This window comes from Rhizobium sp. CSW-27 (assembly GCF_018760785.1).
Taxonomy (GTDB): Bacteria; Pseudomonadota; Alphaproteobacteria; order Rhizobiales; family Rhizobiaceae; genus Neorhizobium.
Genome location: NZ_JAHHZO010000039.1, coordinates 1 through 5,288, shown reverse-complemented (window position 1 = coordinate 5,288; position 5,288 = coordinate 1). Strand labels below are relative to the sequence as shown.

Annotated in this window: 5 protein-coding genes and 1 pseudogene; all 6 read left to right on the top strand. The window is 62.3% G+C overall.

Annotated features, from left to right (window positions below; all coding sequences use genetic code 11):
- A pseudogene (locus KLP42_RS26320) lies at nucleotides 1-111 on the top strand (IS630 family transposase); the annotation flags it as partial.
- A 598-nt stretch (nucleotides 112-709) separates the two neighbouring features.
- Nucleotides 710-2,461, top strand: coding sequence for a ParB N-terminal domain-containing protein (locus tag KLP42_RS26315; protein ID WP_215571126.1), 1,752 nt, complete (start codon nucleotides 710-712; stop codon nucleotides 2,459-2,461).
- Nucleotides 2,458-3,351 (top strand): DUF7007 domain-containing protein, encoded by an 894-nt coding sequence (locus KLP42_RS26310; RefSeq protein WP_215571125.1) that lies wholly within the window; start codon nucleotides 2,458-2,460, stop codon nucleotides 3,349-3,351. The genes KLP42_RS26315 and KLP42_RS26310 overlap by 4 nt, the downstream gene beginning before the upstream one ends.
- On the top strand, nucleotides 3,348-3,659 hold the full coding sequence (locus KLP42_RS26305) for a hypothetical protein (protein ID WP_215571124.1): 312 nt from the start codon (nucleotides 3,348-3,350) through the stop codon (nucleotides 3,657-3,659). Before KLP42_RS26310 ends, KLP42_RS26305 begins: the two co-directional genes overlap by 4 nt.
- A gap of 394 nt (nucleotides 3,660-4,053) precedes the next feature.
- A complete protein-coding gene (locus KLP42_RS26300; protein WP_215571123.1) occupies nucleotides 4,054-4,641 on the top strand; it encodes a hypothetical protein in 588 nt (195 codons plus the stop codon).
- A 277-nt stretch (nucleotides 4,642-4,918) separates the two neighbouring features.
- The coding region (locus KLP42_RS26295; protein WP_215571127.1) for an ArdC-like ssDNA-binding domain-containing protein at nucleotides 4,919-5,288 on the top strand (370 nt) is incomplete at its 3' end.

The window sequence follows — 5,288 nt, the reverse complement described above, 5'->3', positions numbered from 1 at the left end:
GCAGAGCGCACCGTAACTGGCCTTTGGGACAGGATCGGGAAACTGATTGACCTCGTCGAGCCACAAGAGGCTCGCAACTTCTTCACATCATGTGGTTACGATCCAGCATGAAAGGGAAACGCTCTAAAACCACGGCAGCAATCGCAAAGTGCCCGCTCGCGGACGCCTCCATACCCAGGAGCTTTATTGACAGATAGTCGATCGGGTTGTTCATGGCGCACCTCGCAGCAAAGAAATCAGCGCTGCCTTGCTGCCGCATATCGCCCGAAGGGGCCTTTCATTCAAGAAATGGCATTTCTTGCCCAAAAGCTCGGACTTTGAAGAGGCTTCAAGAGGGGTTTGAGGCCACTTCAAACCGGCTTTGAAAGAAACTTGGGATTTTATCGCCGGCCGCTGAAATATTTTTCCAACTCACGTGCATCGGTTTGAAAGTAACCTGAAATGGGAGGAAAGGGAGACAGAAAACAGGAAATTGCCTATCGCCGATCGGTCCTCCTGCCGCCGCTGTCGCTCAACTGCCACCTGCGCCATCCCGGCCACTTGTCCTTCGCAGGACTGTTAGCCCCGCTTGTCCTTCGCGGCAGGGATGCTCGGTCGCAGTTGCGTCAGTCCGGCTGATCGGCGGTCCGGGAGGTGTCTTCGAGAAAAAATGAAGACAGGAAGGACTGGCAAGGCGCCGGTCCGGAACTCTCCTGAAAGGAACCGTCCCATGCAGATCATGAAGGTTGACCCGCGCGCTCTGAAGGAAAACCCCGACCGGATGCGCCAGTCGAAGTCGTCGCCGCAGGCAGACGCGTTGATGCTGGCAACGATCAAGGCCGTCGGCATCGTCCAGCCGCCGGTGGTTGCACCCGAAACGGATGGGGGCAACGGCTATATCATCGACGCCGGCCATCGTCGCGTCCGCCTTGCAATCGCAGCCGGTCTCGAAGAGATCGAGATCCTGGTCGTGGATGCGGCCAACGATAACGGCGCGATGCGCTCGATGGTCGAGAACAGTGTTCGCGAAGCCCTCAATCCCGTCGACCAATGGCGCGGTATCGAACGGCTCGTTGCTCTCGGCTGGACCGAGGAAGCAATCGCCGTTGCTCTTGCCATTCCCGTCCGCCAGATCCGCAAGCTCCGGCTCCTTGCCAATGTCCTGCCGGCCATGCTCGAACAGATGGCGCTGGGCGATATGCCGAACGAGCAACAGCTGCGTGTGATTGCGGCTGCCGGCCAGGTCGACCAGAAGGAGGTCTGGAAAGCTCACAAGCCGAAGAAGGGGGACACGGCGCCTTGGTGGCAGATCGCCAACGCCCTGACCAAGAAGCGCATGTATGCCAAAGATGCGAGCTTTGGAGATGATCTCGCTCAGGCCTACGGTATTGAATGGGACGAGGATCTATTCGCGCCAGCCGACCAGGATGGTCGCTATACCACGAACGTCGAAGGGTTCCTCGGTGCCCAGCATGAATGGATGACGAACAATCTGCCGAAGAAGGGTGCGATCGTCGAGGTCAACAGCTGGGGCCAGCCGGAAATTCCGAAGAAGGCGTCTCAAGTCTACGGCAAGCCGTCCAAGTTCGACCACGCTGCGATGTACCTCGATCGCGATGGCAAAGTGCAGACTATCCATTATCGCATGCCCGAGGTGGCGAAGCCAATGAGCAGTGCTGGTGACGGCTCTGTCGGTGGCGGTGATGACGCCAACGTCACACCGAAGGTCCGGCCCGATGTGACCCAGAAGGGCCACGACATGATCGGCGATTTCCGCACGGATGCGCTCCACGATGCGCTCGGTCGCGCGCCGATCGAGGACGACATGCTGATGGCGCTGATGGTGCTGGCCTTCGCGGGACAGAACGTCCGCGTCGACTCCGGTGCGGGTGGCACCTTCTATGGCGGCAAGCGTTTCTCGCGACATGCGGTCGGCTTGTTCGATGAGCATGGCAAGCTCGCCTTCGATCAGGACACGCTACGCGTTGCCGTTCGCTCGGTCCTCATCGACGTGCTCTCGTGCCGTCGCGGCATGTCGAACAGCGGCATGGTCGCGCGCATCGCCGGCGAGGCGATCGGCGCCGACGAATTTTTACCGAACATGGGCTCGGAAGACTTCCTCTTGTGCCTGTCGCGTCAGGCGCTGGAAGCGTCTTGCGCCGAGGCATCGATTCAGCCACGGCAAAAGGTCCGGGAAACCCGCGCAGCGCTCGTCGAGCATTTCGCGAGCAAACGCTTCGTCCATCCTTCCGGTCGCTTCGCTCCGACGGCGGACGAACTGCTCGACTGGATTCGCGCAGGTGCTACCGCTGACGTCATCGGCACGGGCTCCCGGGATGACGACGACGGTGGTGCCAGCGACCCAATTGAAGAACATGGGCGGCAAGCTGAAGAGGCGGCGGATCAGGTTGATCCGCAAGACACCGACGCCGAGGCCGACGATGGCCACGACCGGGATTTCGATCAGAGGGCGGCCGCATGACCGCCGCCCTTCAGATGAACTTGCAAGAACCCAACCCAGATCTTTCGAGGGTGGAGTTTGCCACAAGCGCGGACGGCATGCCTGTCGCCCGCATCAGTGACCTTGTCCTTGCTATGGTCACGTCGCCCAACGGCTTCGCATTCCTCGCGAGCGCCGTCTCCGCTCACCGGCCGCTGGCAGAACTCACGCGCGCCAATTTCAACGGACACGACGGGCGCGTGGCCGACGAGGATGAGTTTCGAGCGCGCGTTGCCGAGACGGCCGGTCACAAGCGCGATCTGGCGGAACTGAACCGCGTGCGGACGCGCATGTCTACGAGCACGCCTTGGGGGGCGTCGCAGATGGCAGTCATTTATGCCGATGGCGTCGTTGCCCATAGCACGGCCGGCCACGGTGGCTTCCATCTTTCGGCCGACCGCAATGCCAAAATCCATCCGCTGTTGCGGAAGGACCTCCCATGGTACGAAGAGGACTGCGAATGGGCGATCGTGGCGCTCAGCTTTCCGGAGCTGTTCACTGCTCACGAGCGGGCCGCGGCGGAAAAGACCATTCGCAATACCTGGCCTGATGAATGGGAGGCGATCCACGGCGCAAAGCTGACCGAAGGCGAAAGCTGGATCAAGGATTGCCGCGCGTTTTATCAGCGCCATGCGGCAGACTACGTCGTCACCTCGGCGATCTTCTCCGAGCATCACCCAAGCATGACCGAGGTCGTGGCGGTCGTCGGCGGCAACCGACGAACTGACGACGATGAGCGTCGCTTCCTGGTGCCGAGCGACGAGTATGCCGGGCGTGGTCGGTTCGGATTCGTCATAAATCCCGTCCGTCATGCCCAGTATCATGGGCCGTCCTCCTTCATCGGCTGGCGAGGTCGGGAGGATGGGTCATGATCGACATCCTCGCTCTAGAGCCGCTGGACAAGGCAATAGGCGCCCGGCGTGAGACCCTGCAGCATCTCAATTGTCTGACCCGGCAGATTGCAGCGCGCGCCGGGCGGCAGGCGATCACCGTGAAGGTCCGGAGCCGGGCGCGCCGTCGGTCTGCTCTCCGTCTTTACCATCAGGAGCTGGCCGATCGCCTGGCTTTCGATCGGTGGGGCGAACTCGACACGCTCGCATCAAGGCTGGCGGTGCACGAGCAGATCATCGACGCGCTCAAGCATTGCGGTGATGCGTCTTTTTCGTCGGTGGCGGGGTAGGTGGACGTCGAATGGGCTGTGCGCTGGATGGCATCTGGTCATCTTGTAGCCACAACATCTCCCAGGGTGGCGGGCTTGGTCATATCGTCCCTCGTGGGCGTGCATCTGATATCGGACCCGTGCTGGACTGCCCTTCTTTTCGTTGCGGTCTGAACCGGCGGCCGGTCGTTTCAAGGCCGCTGGCGCGCCGCGGAGCGGCCGAACCAACCTCCCGGCGCGAGGCCAGGCCCGCGGTCTGCTCAGGTCAAGCCCTGCTGGCCCGCAAACCTGTCCTGCTTGTTCAGTCGGATCGGACCTGTGAAGCCGCCCGTCCTTTGCCGGTTCTTGAGTGCCCGCATCGAAGGGCAGACCGGCACGGGCCGGAACCGCTTCGGCAGCCACGGAAGGAACAGACATGGCCAAGCCCGCCACCCCCAATCGCTCCACCGCCCGATCGGCACAATCCCGCCGAGGGACCACCCTCGAAATGGTCCGCCTCTCCTGCCCCGACGCCGTCCAGGCGCACAAGATCGCCGAAAGCTTCGGCACCGCGGTGGTCGACAGCGATGGTATCCGCAGCCTGCATGAGCGGCTGATCGTCGAGACTGCCGACAGCCTCTCCGAAGGCCTGGGCGAAAAGGCCATGCAGATCCATCTGCAACGGATCGTCGGGGCCTTCGTCGGATCGGCGCATGGCGCCGGACAGTTCTACTCCCGCGCCGTCAGTGAGGCGCGCGACGCAACGGCCAAGGCATCGAATGATGCCCGCGATGAGGATCTCGACGGGCCGGTCGGCTATGATAGCGGCGCCCAGCGCAAGCGGGAATTTGCAGCCGACATGGGCGTCCAGTCCCACGCGCTGCGCATGGCAGCCGAGGGCGCGGTGGCGGCCTACGAACAGGTCGTCGGCGAAACCTGGAAGCCGTTCGACCGCCCCGCCGAAAACCCCGGTGCATCCCTCGACCGCAAGGCGGCCGAGGCTCAAATGGCCGCTTTCGGATAGCCCCATCGGCGGGGGCGACCCCGCCATCTCCTCTGCTCTCAGGCTGGCGCCTGCACGCGCCGGCCATTTGTCATGTCGAAATCAAGGGTTGGAGAAGCGCCTGTCGCGGCCCGTCCCGCTCGGCTGTCCTGCAGGAGCCGGGCGCCCATGAAACGGCTTTGCCGTCTTCCACGCTGTTGCAGCCGTTCCGGTGCATGGGCGCACCATCGGCCCCTGGCTTCGGACCTCCGTGACGGACCGCGACAGGCGCGGTCTTGAAAAAAAGGAGAAAGAAGTCGTGGTCAAGAAAACGGATAGCGATCGCATCGACATCTACACGCGGATCACCGACCGGATTGTTGAAGATCTCGAACAGGGTGTCCGCCCCTGGATCAAACCATGGAGCGCCGTCAATACCAGTGGTCGTACCAGCAGGCCAGTGCGCCACAACGGCCTGCCCTACTCGGGGATGAACGTGCTCCTGCTGTGGTCGGAGCAGATGTCGCGGGGTTTCGCTTCCCCGATGTGGATGACGTTCAAGCAGGCTGTGCGACGTGAAGGTCGCATGAAAGGAGTGACCCATGGGTCCATGAGTAGTGTTCAACTCTGTCGCCACTTTCCCCATGCGACGTCGGTAACGGCGTGGTGTGAAGCGGGAATGAAAGCCC